This is a genomic window from Micrococcus sp. KRD070 (genome assembly GCF_017168435.1).
In the GTDB taxonomy this organism is placed as follows: domain Bacteria; phylum Actinomycetota; class Actinomycetes; order Actinomycetales; family Micrococcaceae; genus Micrococcus; species Micrococcus luteus.
Genome location: NZ_JABFNH010000011.1, coordinates 36,671 through 60,030 on the forward strand (window position 1 = coordinate 36,671; position 23,360 = coordinate 60,030).

At 72.7% G+C, this 23,360-nt stretch carries 21 protein-coding genes and 3 tRNA genes; 12 read left to right on the plus strand and 12 right to left on the minus strand.

The genetic code is table 11. The features are described 5' to 3' along the window. Positions 1–20: 20 nt before the first annotated feature. Positions 21–1,784, minus strand: coding sequence for a malate synthase A (gene aceB, locus J1M38_RS03835; RefSeq protein WP_158184795.1), 1,764 nt, complete (start codon positions 1,782–1,784; stop codon positions 21–23). 33 nt (positions 1,785–1,817) lie between these two features. Continuing rightward, positions 1,818–3,125, minus strand: coding sequence for an isocitrate lyase (gene aceA, locus J1M38_RS03840; RefSeq protein ID WP_012750705.1), 1,308 nt, complete (start codon positions 3,123–3,125; stop codon positions 1,818–1,820). 268 nt (positions 3,126–3,393) lie between these two features. On the opposite strand from aceA, the gene J1M38_RS03845 reads away from it, so the two are divergent. Then, positions 3,394–4,860, plus strand: a complete 1,467-nt coding sequence (locus J1M38_RS03845) for a helix-turn-helix domain-containing protein (RefSeq protein WP_051995313.1) — start codon at positions 3,394–3,396, stop codon at positions 4,858–4,860. Positions 4,861–4,919: 59 nt separating this feature from the next. On the opposite strand, the gene fbaA is transcribed toward J1M38_RS03845, so the two are convergent. Beyond that, a complete protein-coding gene (fbaA, locus tag J1M38_RS03850; protein WP_036341084.1) occupies positions 4,920–5,942 on the minus strand; it encodes a class II fructose-bisphosphate aldolase in 1,023 nt (340 codons plus the stop codon). A 196-nt stretch (positions 5,943–6,138) separates the two neighbouring features. Here fbaA and J1M38_RS03855 point away from each other — a divergent pair, with 196 nt between their 5' ends. Continuing rightward, the gene (locus tag J1M38_RS03855) at positions 6,139–7,389 is read left to right on the plus strand and encodes a lipase family protein (RefSeq protein WP_241246458.1); all 1,251 of its coding nucleotides are present in this window, start codon (positions 6,139–6,141) and stop codon (positions 7,387–7,389) included. 51 nt (positions 7,390–7,440) lie between these two features. After that, positions 7,441–8,337, plus strand: coding sequence for an SMP-30/gluconolactonase/LRE family protein (locus tag J1M38_RS03860; RefSeq protein WP_078025971.1), 897 nt, complete (start codon positions 7,441–7,443; stop codon positions 8,335–8,337). A 127-nt stretch (positions 8,338–8,464) separates the two neighbouring features. On the opposite strand, the gene J1M38_RS03865 is transcribed toward J1M38_RS03860, so the two are convergent. Together J1M38_RS03865 and J1M38_RS03870 are read right to left on the minus strand one after the other, a co-directional pair. Continuing rightward, positions 8,465–9,106: an RNA methyltransferase gene (locus J1M38_RS03865; RefSeq protein ID WP_241246462.1), complete on the minus strand. Its 642-nt coding sequence runs from the start codon at positions 9,104–9,106 to the stop codon at positions 8,465–8,467. Next, the gene (locus J1M38_RS03870) at positions 9,103–9,471 is read right to left on the minus strand and encodes a hypothetical protein (RefSeq protein WP_020626754.1); all 369 of its coding nucleotides are present in this window, start codon (positions 9,469–9,471) and stop codon (positions 9,103–9,105) included. Before J1M38_RS03870 ends, J1M38_RS03865 begins: the two co-directional genes overlap by 4 nt. 63 nt (positions 9,472–9,534) lie before the next feature. On the opposite strand from J1M38_RS03870, the gene J1M38_RS03875 reads away from it, so the two are divergent. Next, positions 9,535–10,626: a magnesium and cobalt transport protein CorA gene (locus tag J1M38_RS03875; protein ID WP_315899729.1), complete on the plus strand. Its 1,092-nt coding sequence runs from the start codon at positions 9,535–9,537 to the stop codon at positions 10,624–10,626. A 28-nt stretch (positions 10,627–10,654) separates the two neighbouring features. On the opposite strand, the gene pyrE is transcribed toward J1M38_RS03875, so the two are convergent. Beyond that, positions 10,655–11,251 (minus strand): orotate phosphoribosyltransferase, encoded by a 597-nt coding sequence (pyrE, locus tag J1M38_RS03880; RefSeq protein WP_041103612.1) that lies wholly within the window; start codon positions 11,249–11,251, stop codon positions 10,655–10,657. A 58-nt stretch (positions 11,252–11,309) separates the two neighbouring features. Here pyrE and J1M38_RS03885 point away from each other — a divergent pair, with 58 nt between their 5' ends. From J1M38_RS03885 to J1M38_RS03910, 6 genes are all read left to right on the plus strand, one after another. Beyond that, positions 11,310–11,753 (plus strand): MarR family winged helix-turn-helix transcriptional regulator, encoded by a 444-nt coding sequence (locus tag J1M38_RS03885; protein WP_036340247.1) that lies wholly within the window; start codon positions 11,310–11,312, stop codon positions 11,751–11,753. 58 nt (positions 11,754–11,811) lie between these two features. Then, the gene (nadE, locus tag J1M38_RS03890) at positions 11,812–12,720 is read left to right on the plus strand and encodes an ammonia-dependent NAD(+) synthetase (RefSeq protein ID WP_206481410.1); all 909 of its coding nucleotides are present in this window, start codon (positions 11,812–11,814) and stop codon (positions 12,718–12,720) included. A 44-nt stretch (positions 12,721–12,764) separates the two neighbouring features. Next, positions 12,765–13,592 carry an exodeoxyribonuclease III gene (locus J1M38_RS03895; protein WP_119217604.1) on the plus strand — a complete coding sequence of 276 codons (828 nt, stop codon included), beginning with the start codon at positions 12,765–12,767 and terminating at the stop codon, positions 13,590–13,592. A gap of 18 nt (positions 13,593–13,610) precedes the next feature. Beyond that, complete coding sequence (locus J1M38_RS03900; protein WP_206481409.1) at positions 13,611–14,513, plus strand: hypothetical protein; 903 nt, start codon at positions 13,611–13,613, stop codon at positions 14,511–14,513. A 114-nt stretch (positions 14,514–14,627) separates the two neighbouring features. Next, entirely contained in the window at positions 14,628–16,451 is a 1,824-nt protein-coding gene (locus J1M38_RS03905; protein WP_134416818.1) for an alpha-amylase family glycosyl hydrolase, read from the plus strand. A 206-nt stretch (positions 16,452–16,657) separates the two neighbouring features. Beyond that, positions 16,658–18,124: an amino acid permease gene (locus J1M38_RS03910; protein WP_134416819.1), complete on the plus strand. Its 1,467-nt coding sequence runs from the start codon at positions 16,658–16,660 to the stop codon at positions 18,122–18,124. Positions 18,125–18,206: 82 nt separating this feature from the next. On the opposite strand, the gene J1M38_RS03915 is transcribed toward J1M38_RS03910, so the two are convergent. Then, positions 18,207–20,066 carry a BCCT family transporter gene (locus J1M38_RS03915; protein WP_134416820.1) on the minus strand — a complete coding sequence of 620 codons (1,860 nt, stop codon included), beginning with the start codon at positions 20,064–20,066 and terminating at the stop codon, positions 18,207–18,209. A 202-nt stretch (positions 20,067–20,268) separates the two neighbouring features. On the opposite strand from J1M38_RS03915, the gene J1M38_RS03920 reads away from it, so the two are divergent. After that, positions 20,269–20,535 carry a hypothetical protein gene (locus J1M38_RS03920; protein WP_002856131.1) on the plus strand — a complete coding sequence of 89 codons (267 nt, stop codon included), beginning with the start codon at positions 20,269–20,271 and terminating at the stop codon, positions 20,533–20,535. Between the two features lie 7 nt (positions 20,536–20,542). Here the strand turns inward: J1M38_RS03920 and J1M38_RS03925 are convergent, their stop codons facing one another. The 4 genes from J1M38_RS03925 to J1M38_RS03940 all read right to left on the minus strand — a co-directional run bounded on the left by J1M38_RS03925 (position 20,543) and on the right by J1M38_RS03940 (position 21,660). Next, a complete protein-coding gene (locus J1M38_RS03925; protein ID WP_206481408.1) occupies positions 20,543–21,157 on the minus strand; it encodes a cysteine hydrolase family protein in 615 nt (204 codons plus the stop codon). 92 nt (positions 21,158–21,249) lie between these two features. Further along, positions 21,250–21,325: transfer RNA gene (locus J1M38_RS03930), tRNA-Phe, on the minus strand. Between the two features lie 72 nt (positions 21,326–21,397). Then, positions 21,398–21,471: transfer RNA gene (locus tag J1M38_RS03935), tRNA-Asp, on the minus strand. Positions 21,472–21,587: 116 nt separating this feature from the next. Next, positions 21,588–21,660 (minus strand) — tRNA-Glu (locus J1M38_RS03940). Positions 21,661–21,785: 125 nt separating this feature from the next. Between J1M38_RS03940 and J1M38_RS03945 the strand changes: the two genes are divergently transcribed. Further along, a complete protein-coding gene (locus tag J1M38_RS03945; protein ID WP_002856128.1) occupies positions 21,786–22,181 on the plus strand; it encodes a metallopeptidase family protein in 396 nt (131 codons plus the stop codon). 7 nt (positions 22,182–22,188) lie between these two features. On the opposite strand, the gene J1M38_RS03950 is transcribed toward J1M38_RS03945, so the two are convergent. Next, positions 22,189–23,163, minus strand: a complete 975-nt coding sequence (locus tag J1M38_RS03950) for a universal stress protein (RefSeq protein ID WP_044658646.1) — start codon at positions 23,161–23,163, stop codon at positions 22,189–22,191. Positions 23,164–23,360 lie beyond the last annotated feature (197 nt).

Sequence of the window (23,360 nt, forward strand, 5' to 3'; positions counted from 1 at the left end):
TCGTCGTGAGGCCCGGCGGATCAGGCCTTCGCCGCGGCGTCGTCCTGACCGGCGAAGTGCCGGCGGTACGCGCCCAGGGTGAGGAACGCCGGGTACTCCGGCGGCAGGGCCGACTCGCAGAACACGCGCACCGCGTCCTCGAACCGGTGGCCCTCGGGCAGCGGGCCGGCGAGGATCCGAGCGTGCTCCTCGCGGATCAGCTGCTCCATCCAGCCGCGGTTGGCGGTCCGCACGCCGCCCTCGGTCAGCTGCACACCGGTGCCGTTGTGGGCCCACTGCCAGATCTGGGACCGGGAGATCTCCGCCGTGGCGGCGTCCTCCATGAGTCCGTGGATCGCGGCGGCGCCGTTCCCCCGCAGCCAGGACTCGATGTAGCGGATCCCGACCTCGATGTTCATCCGCACGCCGGCCTCGGTCACCGAGCCCGTGGTCGCGGCGACGTCGAGCAGGGCGGCCTCGTCCGGCTCCACGTCCTCGCGACGGCGGGTGCGGATCTGGTTCGGGGCCTCGCCGAGCACGGCGTCGAACTCCTCCCGGGCGACCGGCACGAGGTCCGGGTGCGCCACCCACGAGCCGTCGAAGCCGTCGCCGGCCTCGCGGGCCTTGTCCGCGCGCACCTTCTCCAGCGCGGCGGCGTTGGCCTCCTCGTTCCGGCGGTCCGGGATCACGGCGGACATGCCGCCGATCGCCGAGGCGCCGCGCCGGTGGCAGGCCCGGACCAGCTGCTCCGTGTAGGCCCGCATCATCGGCTGGGTCATGGTCACCTCCGAGCGGTCCGGGAGGACGAACTCGGCCCCGCGGTCCCGGAAGTTCTTGATGATGGAGAAGATGTAGTCCCAGCGGCCGGCGTTGAGGCCCGCGGCGTGGTTGCGCAGCTGGTACAGGATCTCCTCCATCTGGAACGCCGCGGTGATCGTCTCGATCAGCACGGTGGCCCGGATGGTGCCCTGGGGGATGCCCAGCTCGTCCTGCGCCGCCACGAACACGCAGTTCCACAGCCGCGCCTCGAGATGGGACTCGAGCTTGGGCAGGTAGAAGTACGGGCCGTGGCCGCGGCGGATCAGCTCGTCGGCGTTGTGGAAGAAGTACAGGCCGAAGTCCACGAGGGCGCCGGCCATCGGCTCGCCGTCCACACGGATGTGGTCCTCGATGAGGTGCCAGCCGCGCGGGCGGACGATGATGGTCGGCCGGTCCGTGAGCTCGCGCTCGCGCAGCCGGTACTCCTTGCCCTCGGGGGAGGTGAAGTCGATCTGGTCGCGGATCGCGTCGAACAGGTTGACCTGCCCGTCCAGCATCCGGTCCCAGGACGGCGTCGAGGAGTCCTCGAAGTCGGCGAGCCAGCCCGAGGCGCCCGAGTTGAGGGCGTTGATCGTCATCTTCCGATCCACGGGGCCGGTGATCTCCACGCGGCGGTCCTGCAGGCCGGGGGCCAGCGGCGCCACACGCCAGGAGTCGTCCTCGCGGACCCGGCGGGTGGACCGCAGGTAGTGCGGGTTCCATCCGTCGGTGATGCGGCGCTGGGTGTACTCCCGCTCCTCGAGCAGCCGCCGGCGGCGGTCCTCGGCCAGCCGGTGCAGGCGGCCGAGGAACGCCAGCGCCTCGTCCGTGAGGATCTCGGCCTGCCGCCCGTCGACCGGCCCGTGGACGGTCACCACGGGGGCGGCGCCCTCGGGGATGACGACGGGGATGGCCTGGGTGCTCACGTCATGCGGCAGGGGCGTGTGCTCCCGAGCGTCGTCGGCATGGATCTCGTGCAGGGTGGGGGTCGTGGTCTGCGGGCTCATGGGACTGCCTCCTCGCGGTCTCGGCTGAGCGGATCAGTGGAACTGGCCGGACTCCGTGGAGCCCGCCAGGGCCACCGTGGAGCTGTCCGGGTTGATGGCGGTGGACACGGCGTCGAAGTAGCCGGTGCCGACCTCGCGCTGGTGCTTGGTCGCGGTGTAGCCGCGGGCCTCGTCGGCGAACTCGCGCTCCTGCAGCTCGACGTACGCGGACATCTGGCGCTCGTTGTATCCCTTGGCCAGGTCGAACATCGAGTGGTTCAGGGCGTGGAAGCCGGCCAGCGTGATGAACTGGAAGGTGTAGCCCATGGCGCCCAGCTCGCGCTGGAACTTGGCGATGGTGTCGTCGTCGAGGTTCTTCTTCCAGTTGAAGGACGGCGAGCAGTTGTAGGCCAGCATCTGGTCCGGGAACTCGGCCTTGACGGCCTCGGCGAACTTCCGGGCCAGCTCGAGGTCCGGCGTGCCGGTCTCCATCCAGATCAGGTCCGCGTGCGGGGCGTAGGCCTTGGCGCGGGCGATGCAGGGCTCGACGCCGTTGCGGACCTTGTAGAAGCCCTCCGCGGTGCGCTCACCGGTGATGAACTCGGCGTCGCGCTCGTCCACGTCCGAGGTGATCAGGGTGGCCGCCTCGGCGTCGGTGCGGGCGATGATCACGCTGGGCACGTCGGCGACGTCGGCGGCCAGGCGGGCGGCGTTGAGCGTGCGGATGTGCTGGCCGGTGGGGATGAGCACCTTGCCGCCGAGGTGCCCGCACTTCTTCTCGGAGGCCAGCTGGTCCTCCCAGTGCACGCCGGAGGCGCCGGCGGTGATCATCGACTTCATGAGCTCGTAGGCGTTGAGCGGGCCGCCGAAGCCGGCCTCGGCGTCGGCCACGATCGGCACGAGCCAGTCCTCGACGCTGCTGACGCCCTCGGCGTGCTCGATCTGGTCCGCGCGCAGCAGGGCGTTGTTGATGCGGCGCACCACCTGCGGCACGGAGTTGGCCGGGTACAGGGACTGGTCCGGGTACGTGTGGCCGGAGAGGTTGGCATCCGCGGCGACCTGCCAGCCGGAGAGGTAGATGGCGCGCAGCCCGGCCTTGACCTGCTGGACGGCCTGGTTGCCGGTGAGGGCGCCGAGGGCGTTGGTGAACTCACCGCGGGCGTTCTCGTCCTTCAGCTGGGTCCACAGCTTCTCGGCGCCGCGGCGGGCCAGCGTGTGCTCCTCCTGGATGCGGCCGCGGAGACGGACGACGTCCTCGGCGGTGAAGCTGCGCTCGACGCCGGCCCAGCGGGGGTTGTTGTCCCAGTCGTGCTGGAGCTGTTCGGCGGAGGCGGGAGTGGAGTGGTGGGGCTGGGTGGTCATGACGTCCTCCTGAGGATCGGTCCGGTTCGTGAAGGGTTCGGTGCGACGTGTCCGTCGCTGCCGTTGACATCCACCTTGGCCCCGGGCAAGGCCCTCTGGAGCACAAAATCGGTGGAAACTCCGGCCGTTCCTGCCACTGGGTCAGAACGTGACAGTCCTTGCGCCCCGGTGTGGTCTGGATCACGGCAACGGCCCCCCGCTTGTCAAGAATGTGACTTTCTTTCCGAAACACGTGATCTCCTCCCCGGTTCCGTCTACAGTTCCGCGCATGATGACCCGCCCGCTTCCCGAGGACAGCGCGACCGTGGACGCCGTCGCGCTGGGCCGCCGCGTCCGGCACCTGCGCAAGCAGGCCGGCCTCACCCTGGACCAGCTCGCGGAGCACACGGGAGTGAGCGGCTCGCACCTGTCCCTCGTGGAGAACGCCCGCCGCGAGCCGCGGCTCTCGCTGGTCCAGCGGATCGCCGAGGTCCTGGGCGTGCCGGTCGAGGACCTGCTCACCGGCCGGGCCCCCACCCGGCGGGCCGAACTGGAGATCGAGGTCGAACGGTTCGCGCGCTCGGAGCACTACGCCTCCCTCGGCCTGCCCCCGCTGCGCATCGGGCCCCGCACCCCCACCGAGGTCCTCGAGGTGATCGCGGGGCTGGAGGCCGAGCTGCGCCGTCGCCTGGAGGAGCAGGCCGCCACCCCCGAGGAGGCGCGCCGCGCCAACGCCCAGCTGCGCGCCCGGATGCGCGCGGTGGACAACCACTACCCCGACCTCGAGGCCGAGGCGCATCGGCTGCTCGACGCGATCGGCCACACGGGCGGGCCGCTGGGCCTGCACGCGGTCTCGGAGCTGGCCGAGCACCTCGGCTTCACCCTGCGCTTCGTCCCGGACCTGCCGCACTCCACGCGCTCCGTCACGGACCTCAAGCACGGGCGCATCCACATCAGCGGCTCCCGCTCCTCAGACCATGACCGCCGCACCGTGGTGCTCCAGGCCCTCGCCGCCGCCGTCCTGGGCCACGGCGAGCCGCGGGACTACGAGGACTTCCTCGCCCAGCGTGTGGCGGTGAACTACCTGGCGGGCGCGCTGCTCATGCCGCAGCGGGCGGCGTCGTCGCTGCTGCGGGCCGCCCAGAAGCGCCGGGACCTGTCCGTGGACGACCTGAAGGACGCGTTCGGCGTCTCCTACGAGGCCGCCGCGCACCGGTTCACCAACCTGGCCACCGTGGACCTGGGCATCCGCTGCCACTTCCAGAAGGTCCACGAGACCGGGGTGATCCACAAGGCCTACGAGAACGACGGGATCGTGTTCCCCGCCGACCACACCGGTGCGATCGAGGGCCAGCAGGCGTGCCGGAAGTGGGGCGCACGGCAGGCCTTCTCCCGCAACGACCGGTTCCGCGCCCACACGCAGTACACGGACTCGCCCAACGGGACGTTCTGGTGCACCTCGATGATCGAGAACGGCCCCGACGGGCTGTTCGCCCTCTCCGTGGGCACCCCGTTCGAGCATGCCCGGCACTTCCGCGGCGCGGACACCCGCCACCGGGTCACCTCCACGTGCCCCGATCCGCGCTGCTGCCGCCGCCCCGACCCCGAGCTCGAGGCCGCGTGGGGCGGGCACGTGTGGCCCGCGGCCCGCATGCACGCGCATCTGCTGGCGGCCATGCCCACGCAGACCTTCCCCGGTGTGGACGAGCGTGAGGTCTTCGAGTTCCTCCAGGCCCAGGAGGAGCGGGAGGGCTGAGGACGACGCCGGCCCGCACCCTCACGCGAGGGTGCGGGCCGGCGCGGCGGACGGCGGGGTCAGCCGATGCTCTTGCCGGCCGAGTTCAGCTCGGTGCAGGCCTGGACCACGCGGGCGGCCATGGCCTCCTCGGCCTTGGCGCCCCACACGCGGGGGTCGTACTGCTTCTTGTCGCCGACCTCGCCGTCGACCTTCAGGACGCCGTCGTAGTTCTCGAACATGTGCCCGGCCACGGGTCGGGTGAACGCGTACTGGGTGTCCGTGTCCACGTTCATCTTCACGACGCCGTACTCCACCGAGTCGGCGATCTCCTGGGCGGCGGAGCCGGAGCCGCCGTGGAACACGAGGTCGAACGGGCGCTCCCTGCCGAACTTCTCACCCACGGCCTGCTGGATCTCCTGCAGGATCTCCGGGCGCAGCTTCACGTTGCCTGGCTTGTAGACACCGTGCACGTTGCCGAAGGTCAGCGCGGTGAGGTAGCGACCGTTCTCGCCGAGGCCGAGTGCCTCCACCGTGGCGATGCCGTCCGCCACGGTGGTGTAGAGCTTCTCGTTGATCTCGTGGGCCACGCCGTCCTCCTCGCCGCCCACGACGCCGATCTCCACCTCGAGGATCTGCTTGTTGGCGTGGGTGCGGGCGAGCAGCTCGCGGCCGATCCGCAGGTTCTCCTCGAGGGTCTCGGCGGAGCCGTCCCACATGTGGGAGTTGAAGATCGGGTCGCGCCCGGCCTTCACCTCGGCCTCGGAGGCGTCCAGCAGGGGCAGGACGAAGTCCTCGAGCTTGTCCTGGGGGCAGTGGTCCGTGTGCAGGGCGATGTTCACGGAGTGCTTCTTGGCGACCTCGCGCGCGAACGCGGCGAACGCCAGCGAGCCGGCGACCATGTCCTTCACGGAGGAGCCGGAGAAGTAGGCGGCACCGCCGGTGGAGACCTGGATGATGCCGTCCGAGCCGGCCTCGGCGAAGCCGCGGATGGCGGCGTTCAGGGTCTGGGAGCTGGTGACGTTGATCGCCGGGTAGGCGAAGGCGCCGTTCTTGGCGGCGTCGATCATCTCGGCGTACTTCTCCGGGGATGCGATGGGCATGCTGCAGCTCCTAGGCGTCGTCGACTCAGGCAGGCGGGGGAGCGCGGCGGGCGCGACACCCTCGGGCTCATCCTATCCGCGCGGCCGGACCCGCCCCAGGGCCCCGGGCCCGACGGCGACGCCAACCTGGGCACGGCCCCGTCGCTGGCCTAGGGTGAGATGCGTCACATCTGCATCCCAGAGACCGGAGACCACCATGGCCCCCGACGCGCCGGAGGTGAGCTCCGCCGTCGAGGACCTCTCGCAGCCGGCCACGACGGCCGAGGACGCCCGCTGGAACGCGGCCCGGGACGCCCTGGCGGCCGCCTCGGCCGACGACCCCTTCTACCTGCCGCCCACCACCCTGCCCTCGACCCCCGGCGCCCTGATCCGCACCGAGCCCACCGCCTTCTACCTGGACCCGGTGCGACTGGTGCAGGTGCCGGCGCACGCCACGCGCATCATGTACGCCTCGCAGGACGCCCAGGGCCGACCCATCGCCGTGACCGGCACCGTGCTGACCCCCACCGCCCCGTGGACGGGCGCCGGCGAGCGCCCCGTGATCGGCTACGCGGTGGGCACCCAGGGCGCGGCGGACCGCTGCGCCCCCTCCCGCACCCTCTCCACCGGCGTGCAGTACGAGGGCGTCGGGATCACGTCCCTGCTGAGCCGCGGCCACGCCGTGGTGGTCACCGACTACGAGGGCCTGGGCACCCCGGGCACGCACACCTACATGGTCCGGGAGGCCCAGGCGCACGCCGTCCTCGACGCGGTGCGCGCGGCCGCCCAGGTGTCGGGGTCGGGCGTCACCGCGACCGCGCCGGTCGCGCTCGCGGGCTACTCGCAGGGCGGCGGGGCGACCGCGGCCGCCGCCGAGCTCGCGCCCGACTATGCCCCGGAGCTGGACCTCAAGGGCGCCTACGCGGGCGCCCCGCCGGCCGACCTCGTGCAGGTCGCGGACCGGATCGACGGCGGTCTCTACGCGGCCTTCCTGCTCTACGCGATGGCCGGGCAGCTCGCCGCGTACGACGTGGACCCGGCCACGCACCTCAACGAGACCGGCCTGGCGGCCCTCGCCGGCGCGGCCGAGACCTGTGTGACGGACAGCCTCGCCCACGCGCACCTCGACTCCGCCACGCTGACCCGCACGGGGCAGGACTTCCCTGAGCTCGTCCGCTCCGACGCCGAGCTGGGCGGGATCCTCGCCGAGCAGCGGATCGGCGCGCAGGGCCGCCGCCCCGAGGTGCCGGTGCTGATCGCGCACTCCGTCACGGACGACGTCATCCCGTACCGGACCGGCCGCGACCTGGGCCGCCGCTGGTGCGCGCAGGGTGCGCGGGTGCGCTTCGACCCGCTCCTCACCCCGACCCACGTGGGCGGCCACGTGGCCGCGCTGCCGCGGATGGGGGCGTTCCTGGACGCGGCCCTCGCCGACCGCTGGACCGCCGACTCGTGCGGGTGGTTCTGAGCCTCGGCTAGCGTCGGGGCCAGGACCGTCCCGCCCACCGAAGGAGCAGTCATGCGCGCCGAGCAGGTCACCGATCCCATCGCCTACCACGGCGAGGGCCCCGTCTGGGCCGCCTCCTGGGGCGCCGCCGCCGAGGGCGTGACCGCCGGCGGCGGCCTGCGCTGGGTGGACATGCTCGCCGGGGACGTCCTGTCCCTGCGCGCCGACGGCACGGTGGACCGCACGCACGTCGGCGACGTGGCCGCCGCGCTGCGCCCGCGTGCGGGGGGTGGCGCCGTCGTCGCGGTGGAGCGGGGCTTCGCCCTGATCTCGCCCGAGGGCGAGCTGACGACGCTGCCTGAGCTGTGGGGCGCGGACGCCGGGATCCGGATGAACGAGGGCGGCTGCGACCCGGACGGCCGGTTCCACTGCGGCACCATGGCGTACGCCAAGACCCCCGGCGCCGCGAACCTCTACCGGCTCGCCCCCGGACCCGACGGCGGCGCCGGCGAGGTGGACGTCGTGCTGACCGGCGCGACGACGTCCAACGGCCTGGAGTGGAGCCCGGACGGCACGCTGGCCTACTACAACGACACCCCCACGCGGCAGGTGGCCGTGTTCGACTACTCCCGCGAGGAGGGCCTGACGAACCGGCGCGTGCTCGTGGACGTGCTCGACGGGGAGGGCAAGCCGGACGGACTCACCGTGGACGCCGAGGGCGGGATCTGGGTGGCCGTGATCAGCCACGGGCAGATCCACCGGTACACGCCCGAGGGGACGCTCGACGAGGTGGTCGAGGTGCCCGTGCAGAAGACCACGGCGTGCACCTTCGGCGGCGACGACCTCGGCACCCTCTACATCACCACCTCCTGGGAGAACCTGGAGCGCGGCGAGGACCCGCTGGCCGGGGCCCTGTTCGCCGTCCGCCCGGGGGTGACGGGCCTGCCGGCCCGCCCCTTCGCGGGCTGACGCCGTCACGCCGCACGTCATCGGCGGCGCGGTCCTGCGCGGTCCTGCGCCATCCTGCGCCGCGAGCCAGACGAATCTGCGGTCCAGAGGCTCCTTTCAGCGCGGAATCGTCTGGCTCGCGCCGGACTCAGGGGACGGCCGCGTGCTGCCGGATCCACGCGTGCATCGCGATGCCGGCGGCCACGCCCGCGTTGATCGAGCGGGTGGAGCCGTACTGCGCGATGGACAACACCGCGCTCGACGCCGCCCGCACCTCCGCCGAGAGTCCCGGCCCCTCCTGCCCGAAGACGAGCACGCAGGCACGCGGGAAGTCGAAGGTCTCCACCGGCACCGACTCGGGGAACAGGTCCACGCCGAGCACGGGCAGCCCCTCCCCCGCCGCCCACGCGGTGAACGCCGCCACCGTCTCGTGGTGACGCACGTGCAGGTAGCGGTCGGTGACCATGGCGCCGCGCCGGTTCCAGCGGCGCCGCCCGATGATGTGCACCCCGGCGGCGTTGAACGCGTTGGCGGTGCGCACGACGGTGCCGATGTTCAGGTCGTGCTGCCAGTTCTCGATGGCCACGTGGAACGGGTGCCGCCGCGCGTCGAGGTCCGCGACGATCGCCTCGAGGCGCCAGTAGCGGTAGCGGTCGAGGACGTTGCGGCGGTCGCCGTGCGCGAGCAGCTCCGGGTCGTGGCGGGGGTCCTCCGGCCACGGGCCGAGCCACGGCCCGACGCCGACCTCACGGGGCGCGGGGCCTTCCTCGGCCGGCGCGGGCTCGTTCAGCGGCCGGCCTCGGACCGGTCGACGGCGGCCCAGGCGGCCCCGGCGGACACCGCGGCCACGGAGAGCACGGCCGGCCACGCGCCGATCTTCTTGGCCAGCGGGTGGGAGGCGCCGAAGCCGCCGAGGTACAGGGCGGCCAGGCCCCCGGCGACGGCCGGCCCCCGCTTGGCCAGCCACGTCCGGCCGGCGTACAGGCCGGCGGCTGCCAGCACGACGCCGCCGAGCGGGCGGATGCCGGTCTCACGGGCGGTCAGGTAGCCGCCGATCAGACCGAATGCGGTGACCGGGGCCGTGGAGACGGCGTGGGCGGGGAGCAGGGTCTTGCCGTCGCGGACGACGGGCGGGGCATGGCGCGGAGTCTTCATGGCGCCACCGTAGCGCGCGCATCCTGGAATACGCCGGGGGCCACCGTCGGGGAGAATGTCCTGGTGAGCATGATCGACAACGCCGTGTACGTGGACGGGCGGCGCGTCCACGCCCCCTCCACCCTCGAGGACACCTGGGAGGAGTGCGAGCGCACCGGCGGCATGGCCTGGCTGGGCCTGTACCGCCCGGACGTGGCCGAGCTCCAAGCGGTCGCGGAGGAGCTGCGCCTGCACCCGCTCGCCGTCGAGGACGCCCTCGCCGGAGGCGAGCGCGCCAAGCTGGACCGCTACGGCGAGGACTCGTTCATGGTCCTGCACCCGGCCCGCTACATCGACCGCACCGAGACCGTGGAGTTCGGCGAGCTGAGCGTCTTCACCGGCGAGCACTACGTGGTGACGGTGCGCCACGCGGAGGAGCCGGACCTGGCCGCCGTGCGTCGGTCCCTGGAGACGGAGGGCCGCGAGCGTCTCGCGATGGGGCCGTGGCAGGTCACCCTGGAGATCCTGGACCGGGTCGTGGACGACTACTTCCCGGTGGCCGACGGCCTCGAACAGGACATCGCGGAGATCGAGGACCAGGTCTTCGCCGGCGACGGGCACGTCTCCCGGCGCATCTACGAGCTCTCCCGCGAGGTGCTGAACTTCCAGCACGCCATCCGCGCGCTGCCGTCCATCGTGGAGCAGCTCCAGGAGGAGGTGCGCACCCGCCTGCACGAGGACACCCGCCGCCTCGACGCCGACGGCCTGCCCCGGCGCGACGACGCCCACGCCTGGGAGGACGAGGAGCTCAGCGAGCAGGCGCGTCTCGAGGTGGAGAACCTGCGCCGCCTGCGCGACGTCCACGACCACGCCGTCCAGATCAACGAGCGCGTGATGACCATGCGCCAGATGCTCAACAGCGCCCTCGAGCTGGACTCGACGCTGGCCTCGAAGCGGCTGGCCGAGCAGTCGATCGCCCAGAACGAGCAGGTCAAGCAGATCTCGTCCTGGGCGGCGATCATCTTCGCGCCGCAGCTGGTGGGCTCGGTGTACGGCATGAACTTCGACGGCATGCCCGAGCTGCACTGGGCGTTCGGCTATCCGTTCGCCCTGGGACTCATGCTGGCGGTGGCCCTCACGCTGTTCGTGCTGTTCAAGCGCGCGGACTGGCTCTAGGCGGGCGGCGCGCGGGGCCGTCCGAGGCTCAGTCGAGGCCGAGCTCGTCCTTGCCGAACGCGTACAGGTACGGCACCCCCGCTTCCTCGGCCACGCGTTCGGCGGCGCCGGTCGCACGGTCCACGATCACGGCCACGGCCTGGACGTCGCCGCCGGCGTTGCGCACGCCCTCGACGGCGGTCAGCGCGGAGCCGCCCGTCGTCGAGGTGTCCTCCAGCACGACGACGCGGCGACCGTCCACGCCCGGGCCCTCCACCTGCCGGCCCATGCCGTACGACTTCTGCGCCTTGCGCACCACGAAGGCGTCGAGCGCGCGGCCTGCGGCGCCGGCCTGGTGCATCATCGCGGTGGCCACGGGGTCCGCACCCATGGTCAGCCCGCCCACCGCGTCGCACCCGATCCCGTTCTCCTCGAGCAGGCGCAGCATCACGCGGCCGATCAGCGGGGCGGCCTCGTGGTGCAGGGTGACCCGACGCAGGTCCACGTAGTAGTCCGCCTCCTTGCCGGAGGACAGGGTCACCCGGCCGTGCACCACAGCCAGATCCTGGATGAGCTGCTTGAGCCGCTCGCGGTCCTGCTCGGGCGTGGGGACGGTGGGGGTCTGCGCGTCGGTCATGCCGCCCATGCTAGTGCGGGCCCGACCGCCCCTGCCGCTTCCGTCCCGGACTGGCTAGGCTCAGGCCATGAGCGAGATCCAGCACGACGACGCCGTCCAGCATCCCTCCGGCCTGCCCCTGGCGCACTGGCTCACCCTCACCGAGGGCCTGATCGCGGCGCGCGTGGCCGAGAGCCTCGAGGAGCACGGCCTCACCCGCGCCCAGTGGCAGTTTCTGAACACCCTCACGGTGGCCCCGCAGTCCCGCGCCGAGCTCGAGGCCGGCTTCGAGGAGGAGCAGCGCGGCGCGGTGTCCGGTCAGATCGAGGAGCTGGTCGAGTCCCGCTGGGTGACGGTCGAGGGCGACCTCTACACCCTCACCGCCACGGGCCGCACCGCGGGCGCCCGCGTCGGTGAGGCGGTCGAGGCCCTGCGTGCCGAGGCGACGGCGGACGTCCCGCGGGACCAGATCGACGACGCCGTCCGCGTCCTGCGCCGCATCGCCCGCAATCTGGGGCACCCGGACGCGTGAGCCGCCGTCGCCGACCGCCCCTGTCCCCGTGCGCGGGGCCGGTCCTACGCTGACCGGCATGCGTGAACTCCAACAGCGGATCATCGCCCAGCAGGGCGTCCTCCCCGAGATCGACCCGGCGGCCGAAGTCGAACGGCGCGTGGCCTTCCTCGTCGACTACCTCGCGGCCACGGGCGCGTCCGGCTTCGTCCTGGGCATCTCCGGCGGCGTGGACTCCACCGTGGGCGGCCGGCTGGCCCAGCTCGCCGTCGAGCGTCGCCGCGCCCAGCTCGGCGTCACGGACGCCGTCGCCCTGGGCGGCCCCGACACCACCCCGCCGGGTGAGGCGGGGGTGGGCGCCGACGTCGTGCCCTCCCGCGGGAACCCCCGGTTCACCGCCGTGCGCCTGCCCTACAAGGTGCAGCACGACGAGGCGGATGCCCGGGCGGCCATGGACTTCGTGGGCGCGGATCAGGACGTCACCCTGAACATCGCGGAGGCCGTGCAGGGTCTGGCCGCCGCCTTCGCCGAGGCCGTGGGGGAGCCGATCTCGGACTACAACCAGGGCAACGTCAAGGCCCGCATCCGCATGACGGCCCAGTACGCGGTGGCCGGCGCCCACGGGCAGCTGGTGATCGGCACGGACCACGCGGCCGAGGCCATCACCGGCTTCTACACGAAGTTCGGCGACGGCGGCGCGGACGTCCTGCCGCTGGCCGGCCTGAACAAGCGGCAGGTGCGGGCGCTGGGCCGCGAACTCGGCGCCCCCGAGCCCCTGTGGAACAAGGTGCCCACCGCGGACCTACTGGACGGCACGCCGGGCCAGACGGACGAGGCCGAACTCGGGATGACGTACGAGGACATCGACGACTACCTCGAGGGCAAGGACGTCCCCGCCGAGGTCGCGGAGAAGCTCGAGGGCATCTGGCTCCGCAGCCGCCACAAGCGCACCACGCCGGTGACGATCCACGACGACTGGTGGCGCTGAGGCGCCGATCCCACGGTGTCCGCGCCCTTCGATAGCCTGGCCGGGTGAAGATCGCCACCTGGAACGTCAACTCCCTCCGTGCCCGCGCCGACCGCGTCGAGGCCTTCCTCGAGCGCCATGACATCGACGTCCTGGCCATCCAGGAGACCAAGTGCCGGGACGAGAACTTCCCCTGGGAGCTCTTCGAGCGCGCCGGCTACGAGGTGGCGCACAACGGCACCTCGCAGTGGAACGGCGTGGCCATCGCCTCCCGCGTCGGCCTGAGCGACGTGCAGCGCGGCTTCCCCGGCCAGCCGCACTTCGGCAAGGGCGGCGTGGACCCGCAGGAGGAGTCCCGCGCCATCGGGGCGACCGTGGGCGCCGAGGCGGCCGACGGCGTCGCCCCGGTGCGCCTGTGGAGCCTGTACGTGCCCAACGGGCGCGGCCTGGAGGACGAGCACATGGGCTACAAGCTCGAGTGGCTGCGCGTGCTCCAGGAGCACGCGGCCGCTCGCCTCGCCGAGGACCCGGACACCCGGCTCGCCCTGGCCGGCGACTGGAACATCGCTCCGCAGGACGAGGACGTGTGGGACATCGAGCTGTTCCAGCGCGAGGGCTACACGCACGTCTCCCCGGCCGAGCGCGCGGCGTTCCACGCGTTCGAGGACGCCGGGCTGGTGGACGTGGTGCGCCCGCGCCACCCCGGCCCCGGCGTGTACACGTACTGGGACTACACGGGCCTGGCCTTCCCCAAGAAGAAGGGCATGCGCATCGACTTCCAGCTGTGCTCCCCCGCCCTCGCACGGACGGTCACGGACGCCTGGATCGACCGCGAGGAGCGTAAGGGCAAGGGCGCCTCGGACCACGCGCCCGTGGTCGTCGAGCTGGGCTGAGCCACGGACGAGCCCGCGATGACCCACGACGACGACGGCCCGCCCCCGGGTGTCGCGCGCGGCACCGCGCACCTGCGCGTCTTCCAGCCGCTGGCCGCGTTCCCGGACGCGGTCCAGGCACGACTGATCGCCGGCGGCCACCGCACGCGCGCCGAGGTCGAGGCCGAGGCGGCCGAACGGGCCCGGCGTCGCCTCGCCCGGCCCGTGGCCGACCCGTTCCCGGAGCCCGGCGAGGACGACCTCGTGCGGGTCCTGCAGGACGAGCACCGCTCCGCGTTCTACTGCCCGGACGAGCGGGGCCTGCGGGCCGAGATGGCCGCGGCCATGCTCGAGGAGACGATGCTGCCGCGGCTGCACGAGGCCGCCATCCCGCCGGCGGCACGCGCCATGAACCGCGGCCGCGCGCTCGTGGCGCTCGAGGACGAATGGGGCCTCTCCCCCGACCCGGACGCGGCGGGCCAGGACCCGCAGGACGAGGACGGTGCGCCGGACCACCACCGCGTGCAGACGCGCACGGCCACGTGGGGTGTGCCGCACGGCTGGCTCACGGTGTTCGACCCCGAGGAGCCCGTGCAGCGCCTCGTGGACAGCGAGCGCACGGCGTACCGGCGCGCCCCGATCGTGGCCGCCCGGGAGCGGGCCGGGCACGCGGCGGCGGTGCTCGCGCGGCACGCCCCGGATGCGGAGCTGATCGGTGAGCTCACGGTGATGGTGGAGTGGCTCGGCGCGTTCCACCCCGACTCGTGGGTGGAGTTGGACTACGGCGGCCTCACGCGGCATGTGTGGCCGGACGACTCCGTCTTCGACCTGTGGACGCTCATCGACGCGCTCGAGGAGGGTGACGAGGCGACCGCCGGCGTCGCACAGGAACGACTGAACCGGCGCTGGGCCGCCGTCGGGATGCTGGCCAGGCTGACCTGAGCCGGCCCCCGGCGCACCGGGGTGGGGCCGACCCGGGTGCTCGAGACGCACACCACGCCGCCGACGCCGCTCACGCGGGGCGCGCGCTCCCGCGTCGGGCCTAGGGTGGATCCCATGACCACGCAGCGCCTGAGCACCCCGCCCTCGGAAGCCCGGAACCGGCCCGTCACCCCGTGGTGGGTGGACGCCGTGATCTACCAGGTGTACCCGCGCTCCTTCGCGGACGCGGACGGGGACGGCATGGGCGACCTGCGCGGCGTCACCTCGCGCCTCGACTACCTGGCCCAGCTCGGCGTGGACGCGATCTGGCTCTCGCCCTTCTACCTCTCCCCGCAGCACGACGCCGGCTACGACGTCGCGGACTACCGCGCCGTGGACCCGCGGTTCGGCACGCTCGCGGACGCGGACGAGATGATCGCCGCCGCGCACGAGGCCGGCATCCGCGTGGTCGTGGACCTCGTGCCGAACCACACCTCGTCCGAGCACGCGTGGTTCCAGGCCGCCCTGGCCGCCGCCCCCGGCTCCCCCGAGCGCGCCCGCTACCACTTCGCCGAGGGCCGCGGCGAGCACGGCGAGCTGCCCCCCAACAACTGGGAGTCCACGTTCGGCGGCGGGGCCTGGACCCGTGTGACCGAGGCGGACGGCACCCCGGGCCAGTGGTACCTGCACCTGTTCGACACCACGCAGCCGGACCTGAACTGGGAGAACGAGGAGGTGCGCGAGGAGTTCCGCTCCATCCTGCGGTTCTGGCTGGACCGCGGCGTGGACGGCTTCCGGGTGGACGTGGCCCACGGGCTCATCAAGCAGCCCGGCTACCCGGACGCCGAGCACTCCCGCATGGGCATGGTCACGGACGCGGGCGAGGACGCCGACCCCACGTTCGACCCGGACACCTTCGAGCCGCTCACCCCGTTCATGGACCAGGACCGCGTCCACGAGGTCTACCGGGACTGGCGGCGGGTCCTGGACTCCTACGACCACGAGCCGATGATGGTGGCCGAGGCGTGGGTGGCCCCGCTCTCGCGGATGTTCCGGTACGTCCGCCCCGGCGAGATGCACCAGACCTTCAACTTCACCTACCTCATGGCCGGCTGGGACGCCGCCTCGCTGACCCACGCGATCGACCGGTCCTTCGAGCAGGCCGGCCGGGTCGGCGCCCCGAACACCTGGGTGCTCTCGAACCACGACACGGTGCGCCACGCCTCCCGCTACGGCCTCGCCGACCCGAGCTCCTACCCCGCCGGCATCACGGCCGAGGACGAGCAGCCAGACGAGGCGGTCGGTCGCCGTCGGGCCCGCGCCGCCGCGATGGTGGAGCTGGGCCTGCCCGGCTCCGCGTACATCTACCAGGGCGACGAGCTGGGCCTGCCCGAGCACACCACCCTCGCCGCCGAGCATCGCCAGGACCCGTACTTCTTCCGCACGGACGGCAAGGAGCCCGGCCGCGACGGCTGCCGCATCCCTCTGCCGTGGGCCGCGGACGAGACGTCCTACGGCTTCTCGACCCCCGCGGACGACGACGGCCCCGCGTCCGCCGCCGAGGGCGTCGCCGCGCCGTGGCTGCCCCAGCCCGCGTCCTTCCGGGCGCTGGCGGCGGACCGGCAGGTCGGCGTCGAGGGCTCCGTGTTCGAGCTGTACCGGCGTCTGCTGCAGATCCGCGGCGAGCTCGACCTGGGCACGGGCACGTTCGCGTGGTCCGAGCACCACGACCCCGCACGCGGGGTGCTGGCGTTCACGGTCACCTCGGGCGGTGGCCGGCACCTGGGCTCGGGCGAGCCGATCCCGGCGCGCACCGTGCTCGTGATGGCGAACCTGTCGACCGATCCCGTCGACCTGCCCGCGGGCCATTCCCGGGCCCTGTTCTCCCTCGAGGAGGCAGAGGCCGTGCAGGACGGGCAGCTCGCGCACGACGCCGCCGCGTGGCTGCTCATGGACTGAGCCGGGCACGCCCCGGGACCCGCCGGGGCGCCACAGATCTTCCGCGAGGAATCAGCGGTGGCCGAGGCCACATCATCCGGCACGGTCGGATGAACTCGACGTAACGTCCACGATGACTCGCATCACACCGGACAAAGTGGCATGAACGCTGTGTCACGAGTCACCATGGCGTGTCCTGATCCACCCCCTTCGAGCGGAGACTTCACGTGAGCACCTCCCCCTCCGGCTCCCGCGTCGCCGAGCCCGACGCGGCCACCACGGACCGCGGGCAGCTGCACCGCGGCCTGAGCCAGCGGCACATCATGTTCATCGCCCTGGGCACGGCGGTGGGCACCGGCCTCTTCTACGGCTCGGCCGGCGGCATCCAGGCCGCCGGGCCGGGCGTGATCCTGTCCTTCCTCGTCGCCGGCGCCGCCGTGTTCCTCGTGATGCGCGCCCTCGGCGAGATGACGCTCCGTGAGCCCGTCTCCGGCTCCTTCGCCGCCTATGCCTCCCGTTATCTCGGCCCCTTCGCCGGCTACGTGACCGGCTGGACCTTCGTCTTCGAGCTGGCCGTCGTGATCATCGCGGACACCGCCGCCATCACCACGTACATGGCGTTCTGGTTCCCGGGGGTCCCGGCCTGGGCCTGGGTCGCCGCCACGATCCTCGTGGTCGGCCTGATCAACTTCACGCACGTCGGGAACTTCGGCGAGGCCGAGTTCTGGCTGACGCTCGTGAAGGTCGGGGCCATCGTGGCGATGATCTTCGGCGGTGTGATCCTGCTCTTCACCGGCGCCTCCACCGCGGACGGCACCCAAGCCAGCCTGGCGAACCTCGTGGACCACGGCGGATTCCTGCCGCACGGCATCCTGGGCGTGCTGACCGCGCTCACCATCGTGACGTTCTCCTTCGGCGGCATCGAGACCCTCGGCGTGGCCGCGGGCGAGGCCAAGAACCCGGAGAAGGTGCTGCCCAAGGCCATCAACACGGTGCCGATCCGCATCCTGTTGTTCTACGTGCTGACGATGGCGGTCATCATGGCCCTCGTCCCCTGGAACCAGGTGGACGGCAAGGCCAGCCCGTTCGTGCAGATCTTCGAGGGCCTCGGCGTCCCCTTCGCCCCGCACCTGCTGAACTTCGTGGTGCTCACGGCCGCCGTCTCCGCGATCAACGCCTGCATCTACGCGTCCGGTCGCCTGCTCTACGCGATGGCCCATGACGGCCAGGCGCCCCGGGCCTTCACCCACACCAACCGCGGCGGCGTGCCGTGGCTGTCCGTGGCCGTGACGCTGGGCGTGATGGTGCTCGGCGCGGTGCTGATCACCGTGGACCCGAACGCCTTCAGCCTGGTGGCCGGCGTCGCCTCGTTCGCCGTGGTGCTGACCTGGGCCATGATCTTCCTGTCCCACCGCGCCATGCGCAGGCGCGTCGCGGAGCAGGGCGCGGAGCCGTCCCCCTTCCCCATGCCGCTGGGCAACGTCGGCACCTACCTGGGCCTGGCGTTTGTGGCCACCGTGGTGATCACCATGGCTACCATCCCGGATTCGCGCCGCGCGCTCATCATCGGTCTCGTGTGGGTCGCGGTCCTGACCCTCGCCTGGTTCGTCACGGGCACCCGCACGTCGGCCGCGGCCCACAGCCGCACCGGCACCCTGCCGGTGGTCCGCACCCGCCAGTCCCACGAGGACTGACCCCCACGACGACGACGGCCCCTGTCCCGCGCGGGACAGGGGCCGTTCTCGTCGGGGCCGGGAGGGCGCCCGGGGGCGGACGTCAGTGCTCGTGGCGGCGCAGCCGGGTGCGGCGAGGCCCCTCCGAGGCCGGGACGCCGGCGGCCGCATCGGCGATCCGCTGCTGGTGGTCGCGGCTGAGCGAGGCCCACCACTGCGACGCCGCCACGGGGCCGGCGTCGATCACCTCGTCGTCGTCGGACTCGAGGCCCAGGCGGTCCTTGATGGAGGCCAGCATGGCCTGGCGGCGCACCGCCTCCACCCGCGCCACGGAGTAGCCGAGCGAGCGGAACGTGGCCAGGCAGATCAGCAGCATCATCACGGAGAACGGCAGGCCGATGGTGATGGCCAGGACCTGGATCGCGGACAGGCCGCCGGCGGCCAGCAGGGCCGCGGCCATGAGCGAGGTGGCGATGGCGAAGAAGATCTTCACCGTGGCCTTCGGGTTCACGTCGCCGCCCGTGGCGAGCATGCCCATCACGAGCGAGCCCGAGTCGGCGGAGGTGATGAAGAAGATGCCCGAGAGGATGATGGCGCCGACCACGAGCATCGTGCCCGCGGGCAGCTGCTCGAGCACCTGGAAGAGCGCGGTGTTCGAGTCGATGGCGCCGTCCGCGCCCACCACGGAGGTGTACCCGGCCGGGCGGGTGGTCTCGAGGAAGATCGCGGTGCCGCCCAGGATGCCGAACCAGACCACGCCCACCATGGTGGGCACCAGCAGCACGCCGGCGATGAACTCGCGCACGGTGCGACCGCGCGAGATGCGGGCGATGAAGATGCCGACGAACGGCGTCCAGGACATCCACCAGCCCCAGTAGTACGCGCTCCAGCCGGCCTGCCACGCGTCGCCCTCGGCGCCGTAGAACGCGGAGACGTTGAGCGAGTTCGCGAAGAAGTACTGCATGTAGGAGCCGAGGGACTGCACCATCTCCTTGAACAGGAACGCGGTGGGTCCCACGATCGCGATGAACAGCAGCAGGCCGGCGGCCAGGATCAGGTTGGTGTTGGACAGCCACTTCATGCCGCGCTCCACGCCGGAGACCACGGTGTAGAGCACCACGCAGGTGACCGCGCCGATCATGGCGTACTCGAGCCAGGGGCTGTCCTCGGGCACGATGCCCAGCGCGCGCAGGCCCGCGGACATCTGGGTGACCCCGAGGCCCAGCGAGGTGGCCACGCCGAAGACGGTGCCGATGAGGGCGATGTTGTCGATCAGGTGGCCCCAGCCGCCGCGCACGCGGCGCTCGCCGATCAGCGGCTCGAAGGCCCAGCGCAGCGCGAGGGGACGGCCGCGCCGGTGGATGGCCAGCGCGACCGCCACGCCCACCACCGCGTAGATCGCCCAGGGCTGCAGGCCCCAGTGCAGGAACGTGGTGGCCAGCGCCGACTGGGCGGCCTCCGCCTGGGTGGGGTTGGCGGCCGCCACGTCGGGCCGCGGATCGGTGAAGTGCATGAGCGGCTCGGTCATGCCGAAGAACACGAGGCCGATGCCCATGCCCGCCGCGAAGAGCAGGGAGAACCAGGACAGCGTGGAGAACTCGGGCTTCTCATCGGGCTTGCCCAGCGTGATCCCGCCCTTGCGGGAGAACGCGAGGTAGCCGCAGAACAGCACGAAGAACAGGGCGACGAGCGCGTACCACCACGAGAAGTTCGTGATGATGGCCTGCTGGACCAGGCCGATGCCCACGGTCATCTGGTCGGGGGCGAGCAGCGTGGCCCCCACGAAGGAGAGCACGATGACCGCGGAGGGCCAGAACACCCACGGCAGCAGGACGCGGTCGCGGGCGGCCGCGGCGGAGGTGGCAGGGGCGACGCCGGCGTCGGGGGCGGTCGCCGAGGACGGATGGTTCCCGGGTTGCTCGGGGATCATGGGCTCGGTCGAGGGCGGTGTCGGATCGCTCATCCTCCCGACCTTACGTGGTCCCGCACGCCGGCTCCCTGCCTGAGACGCGGCCGAGTGGACGGTCTCACCCGGCGGGGTGACCGCGCCCACGGCCCCGGCGCGGGCGCCCCCTGGTGAGGCGTGGGCGGCCTCACTAGGGTGTGGGGCACCACGACGACGGCGGCGCCGGACGGGCCCGCCCGTGAGAGGAAGGACCCGCACCATGACCGACGTCCCCTTCGAGGACCGCGAGGACGAACGAGAGCTCGAGACGGACCTGCTCGCCGATCCCAACGCCGCCGGCGACCCCGAGCCGGAGGACGGCCGCGACGGCCAGCCCGTGCGCGGCGGCTCGGACGACCCGCAGCACTGGGCCGGGGAGGGACGTGCCCCGGACTCCCTGCGCAATGCGGAGTCCGCCGCCATGCACATCGAGGAGGACGCCCAGGACCGCACGCGTGCGGACGAGGGCGACGTCGAGATCCTGTGACCGCCCCTCAGCCCCGGTCGGGGACGAGGCCGGTGCGCAGGAGGGTGAGTGCCTCGTCCTGCCCGAGGAGCGGCTGACGCATCTCGGCGCGGAGGAAGTCGAGCATCGCCGCGGCCAGCGCCGGCTCTTCGGAGGCGATCGCGTCCGTCGCGATCGCGGCGTGGAAGTCGAGGGCGAACGCGGCCGTGGCGGTCTCGGCGATGCAGCTGTGGGTGGAGACGCCGCACAGCAGGAGCCGATCCACCCCGCGGCCCCGCAGCTCGGCCGCCAGCCCGGTGCCGTGGAAGGCGGAGTCCCGGGTCTTCACGACCTCGACGGCGTCCGGGGCGGCCGCCGCGACCCCGTCGAGCAGAGCGGCCTGCCGGGTGCCAGGGAAGGCGAAGCCCTCGCCGTCGGCCAGCATGTTCAACGTCCACGTGGAGCGGTCCCGGGCGTGCTCGGTCCGCACCAGGAAGACGGGACGGCCGGCCTCGTGCGCGGTCCGGAGCAGTTCCACGACCGCCGCCGTCAGCTCGGCCTGATGGGCGGCCAGCGCGGGATGCTCGAAGTAGCTGTGCTGGACGTCGATCACCACGAGCGCGGTCTCGCCACCGGTCGCGCGGGCGGAGGAGGAATCGGGCATCGACCCAGTGTGCCCACCGCGTCTCCCCCTGTCAGCGGCCCGTCGCCCCGGACGACGAAGGCCCCCCGCGTCTGCGGGGGGCCTTCTCGAAGTGGTGGCTCCGACCGGCGTCGATCCGGTGACCTTACGATTTTCAGTCGTACGCTCTACCAACTGAGCTACAGAGCCCGGCGACCTTCGTCACCAGGACCATGCGTCACCGGACTCCGTTTCCGAATGCCGGTGATCGGACGATCCGAGCGACCCTGACGGGACTTGAACCCGCGACCTCCGCCGTGACAGGGCGGCGCGCTAACCAACTGCGCTACAGGGCCATGTTCTGTTGTTCTCGCCGCTTTCGCAACGAGTGGAAACTCTAGCAGAGCCTCCGAGCGTCGTGCAAATCCACGCTCCACGTGCCGTTCCGGCTGCCGAGGGCGGCCGTTCTGCGTACCCCCAACGGGATTCGAACCCGTGTCGCCGCCGTGAAAGGGCGGTGTCCTAGGCCTCTAGACGATAGGGGCAGGTCCGATGTCGAGATTCCCGAGGTGGACCCTGGGAGTCTATGGTGGCCGCACACCCTCCGGCAAGTCCGGCCGCCGGCCGGCCGCCCTCCGCACCGCGGAGCCCCGCACCCCCAGGAGCCGCCGTGGACCACCGCCCGTCGCCCGAGCAGCCCGCCGCCACGTGGATGAGCGAGCAGGAGTTCGACGACGCCGTCTCCGCGGCCCTCACCCGCATCCCGGACGAGCTGGCCCGGCTGCTGACGAACGTCGTCGTGGTGGTGGAGGACGAGTACGAGCCGCAGCGCTGGGAGGACCCGGCCACCGAGCTGTTCGGCCTCTACGAGGGCGTGCCGCTGACCGAGCGCGCCGAGTTCGCGTGGCAGATGCCGGACCGGATCGTGGTGTTCCGCGGCCCGCTCACCCGCCACTGCACCTCCCGCGCCGAGCTCGAGGACGAGATCACCGTCACCGTCATGCACGAGGTGGGGCATTTCTTCGGCATCTCCGAGGAGCGGCTCCACGAGCTCGGCTGGGGCTGAGCGACGATCAGGACTCCGGCTGGTCCTGGACCGGGCCGAACGAGGCGCGGCGGCTGAGGCGGACGTCCTCGCGGAACGGGACGACGAGCACCGGGCCCTTCGCGTGGTCCGCGACGCCGCGGCTCGTGGAGCCGACGATCGCACCGGCGAAGCCGCCCAGACCGCGCGTGCCCACCACGGTGAGGCGGGCGGTGGCGGTCTGGTCCACCATCACGTCCACGGGGGTGCCGTCCACGAGCTCGGTGAGGACCTCGAGGCCGGGGAACTCGGAGCTGATCCACGCGGCGCCGGCGTCGAGGCGCTCGCGCAGCTCCCGCTCGCGGGCCTCCTCGTCCAGGCTGACGGCCAGCCATGCGGCGTTCGCGCCCAGGGGCGGGACGGCGCACACGAGCTTCAGCGGGGCCTGGCGGAGGCGGGCCTCCTCAGCGGCCTCGAGAGCGGCGGCACGGCCCTGCTCGGAACCGTCGACGCCCACCACGACGGCGGTCCTGTCCCCCGCGCGGCTGGCCTCGACCCCGGCGGGGATGATGGCGACCGGGCAGTGCGCGTGGCCGGGCAGCGCGGCGGCCACCGAGCCGAGCAGGCGGCCCATGAAGCCGCCGCGGCCGCGCGCGCCCGAGACGAGCAGGGAGGCCTCGGCGGAGAGCTCCACGAGGACGCCGGCCGCGTCCCCGATCTCCACACGCAGCTCCGGACGCACCCCGTCGGCGTCGAGCTTGCCGGCGACCTCCTCCAGGAGGGCCTGCACGCCCTCGCGGAGACGGGAGTCGTCCAGGACGGCGCCGCCGGCGTCCGCGCCGTAACCCCAGTACGCGGGGATCGAGTAGGCGGTGACGAGGGTCAGCGGCTCGCCGCGCAGGCCGGCCTCGCGCTGGGCCCAGCGGGCGGCGGAGACGGACTGGTCGGAGCCGTCCACACCCACCAGGACGCCGAGCGGTGCGTCCTCACGGCGGGTGGCGGCGGGCTGGGTCTGGGCGGACATGGCGACCTCCTCGAGTCGGACTCGACGGGCCCCGGGCGGACCCGGCCGAGTGCCTCCAGTCTACGCCTCGGGGCCCGGGACGAGTCCCGTGATCCCGGGCGCGACGCCCGCGGGGAAGCCGCGTGGATCCTCCGCGAGCCGGGCCGGGAAGGCGTCCATGCGCAGGGCACGGGCCAGGCGGTCGCGGGGGTCGGAGC

Bases quoted from the DNA above. Each gene is read 5' to 3' on its own strand.
- J1M38_RS03905 (WP_134416818.1), top strand. From the start codon at position 14,628: ATGACCACGCAGCGCCTGAGCACCCCGCCCTCGGAAGCCCGGAACCGG.
- J1M38_RS03860 (WP_078025971.1), top strand. From the start codon at position 7,441: ATGCGCGCCGAGCAGGTCACCGATCCCATCGCCTACCACGGCGAGGGC.
- J1M38_RS03855 (WP_241246458.1), top strand. From the start codon at position 6,139: ATGGCCCCCGACGCGCCGGAGGTGAGCTCCGCCGTCGAGGACCTCTCG.
- J1M38_RS03950 (WP_044658646.1), bottom strand. From the start codon at position 23,163: ATGTCCGCCCAGACCCAGCCCGCCGCCACCCGCCGTGAGGACGCACCG.
- pyrE (WP_041103612.1), bottom strand. From the start codon at position 11,251: ATGGGCGGCATGACCGACGCGCAGACCCCCACCGTCCCCACGCCCGAG.
- J1M38_RS03885 (WP_036340247.1), top strand. From the start codon at position 11,310: ATGAGCGAGATCCAGCACGACGACGCCGTCCAGCATCCCTCCGGCCTG.
- aceA (WP_012750705.1), bottom strand. From the start codon at position 3,125: ATGACCACCCAGCCCCACCACTCCACTCCCGCCTCCGCCGAACAGCTC.
- J1M38_RS03920 (WP_002856131.1), top strand. From the start codon at position 20,269: ATGACCGACGTCCCCTTCGAGGACCGCGAGGACGAACGAGAGCTCGAG.
- J1M38_RS03845 (WP_051995313.1), top strand. From the start codon at position 3,394: ATGATGACCCGCCCGCTTCCCGAGGACAGCGCGACCGTGGACGCCGTC.
- nadE (WP_206481410.1), top strand. From the start codon at position 11,812: ATGCGTGAACTCCAACAGCGGATCATCGCCCAGCAGGGCGTCCTCCCC.
- aceB (WP_158184795.1), bottom strand. From the start codon at position 1,784: ATGAGCCCGCAGACCACGACCCCCACCCTGCACGAGATCCATGCCGAC.
- J1M38_RS03900 (WP_206481409.1), top strand. From the start codon at position 13,611: ATGACCCACGACGACGACGGCCCGCCCCCGGGTGTCGCGCGCGGCACC.
- J1M38_RS03870 (WP_020626754.1), bottom strand. From the start codon at position 9,471: ATGAAGACTCCGCGCCATGCCCCGCCCGTCGTCCGCGACGGCAAGACC.
- fbaA (WP_036341084.1), bottom strand. From the start codon at position 5,942: ATGCCCATCGCATCCCCGGAGAAGTACGCCGAGATGATCGACGCCGCC.
- J1M38_RS03925 (WP_206481408.1), bottom strand. From the start codon at position 21,157: ATGCCCGATTCCTCCTCCGCCCGCGCGACCGGTGGCGAGACCGCGCTC.
- J1M38_RS03915 (WP_134416820.1), bottom strand. From the start codon at position 20,066: ATGAGCGATCCGACACCGCCCTCGACCGAGCCCATGATCCCCGAGCAA.